Raw genomic sequence first — 1,401 nt, forward strand, 5'->3', positions numbered from 1 at the left:
CCGCCCGCCCCACCCCCCGGCGGCCGGGAGCGCCGCGCGGACGGGGCCCTCGGCCGGCAGCGGGGCGCTGGCGCCGGGCCCGTCGCGGCGGGGGCGTACGCTGGTCCGGTCTTCAGCAACCCGCGGAGGGGACCGACCATGGCCTTCAGCGCCGAGCTCCAGTCCACGCTCGACCGTGCCGCCGACGGCGGCCGGATCAGCGCCGAGGAAGCGCTGGAGCTGTACCGGCACGCCCCGCTGCACGCGCTCGGCCGCGCCGCCGACGCGGTGCGCCGCCGGCGTTACGCCGGCACGGAGCACATCGCCACGTACATCATCGAGCGGAACATCAACTACACCAACTCCTGCGTCACGGCGTGCAAGTTCTGCGCCTTCTACGTCGCGCCGAAGAGCGAGGACGTCTGGGTCCGTGACCTGGACGACATCCTGCGCCGCTGCGCGGAGACGGTGGAGCTGGGCGGCACCCAGATCATGTTCCAGGGCGGCCACCACCCCGACTTCGGGGTCGAGTACTACGAGCGCCACTTCCGTGCCATCAAGGAGGCGTTCCCGCAGCTGGTGATCCACTCGCTGGGCGCCTCCGAGGTGGAGCACATGGCGCGGCTCTCCGGCGTCACGCCGGAGGAGGCGATCCGCCGCATCCACGAGGCCGGGCTGGACTCCTTCGCCGGCGCCGGCGCCGAGCTGCTGCCCGAGCGGCCCCGCAAGGCCATCGCTCCGCTCAAGGAGTCCGGCGAGCGCTGGCTGGAGATCATGGAGGCCGCGCACACCCTCGGGGTGGAGTCCACCTCCACCATGCTGATGGGCACCGGCGAGACCAACGCCGAGCGCATCGAGCACCTGCGGATGATCCGCGACGTGCAGGACCGCACCGGCGGCTTCCGCGCCTTCATCCCGTACACCTACCAGCCGCAGAACAACAAGCTGCGCGGCCGGACCCAGGCGACGCTCTTCGAGTACCTGCGGATGATCGCCATCGCGCGGATCTTCTTCGACAACGTCGCCCACATCCAGGGCTCCTGGCTCACCACCGGCAAGGAGGTCGGCCAGCTGTCGCTGCACTACGGCGCCGACGACCTGGGCTCGGTCATGCTGGAGGAGAACGTCGTCTCCTCCGCCGGCGCCAAGCACCGCTCCAACCGCATGGAGCTGCTGCACCTGATCCGCGCCGCCGGCCGGGTCCCGGCCCAGCGCGCCACCACCTACGAGCACCTCGTCGTCCACGACGACCCGGCGCAGGACCCGGTGGACGACCGCGTCGTCTCCCACCTGTCCAGCACCGCGATCGACGGCGGCACCGCGCACCCGGAGCTGAAGCTGATCGACGCGGGCTGACCGCCCGCCCGACCGCTCTCCCCGGCCGGTGCGCCGTGGGGCGGCAGCCGCGCGGCTGCCGCCCCA

At 72.7% G+C, this 1,401-nt stretch carries 1 protein-coding gene; it reads left to right on the forward strand.

Features of this window, described 5'->3' with window-relative positions; genetic code table 11:
* The first annotated feature begins 138 nt into the window (after window positions 1-138).
* Complete coding sequence (mqnC, locus tag HCN56_RS21895) at window positions 139-1,335, forward strand: cyclic dehypoxanthinyl futalosine synthase (RefSeq protein WP_167973770.1); 1,197 nt, start codon at window positions 139-141, stop codon at window positions 1,333-1,335.
* The last annotated feature ends 66 nt before the right edge of the window (window positions 1,336-1,401 follow it).

Origin of the sequence: Streptomyces lonarensis, assembly GCF_012033735.1 — a bacterium.
GTDB classification, from domain to species: domain Bacteria; phylum Actinomycetota; class Actinomycetes; order Streptomycetales; family Streptomycetaceae; genus Streptomyces; species Streptomyces lonarensis.

Excerpts from the sequence above, each read along its gene's own strand:
- mqnC (WP_167973770.1), top strand. The coding sequence starts at position 139 with ATGGCCTTCAGCGCCGAGCTCCAGTCCACGCTCGACCGTGCCGCCGAC.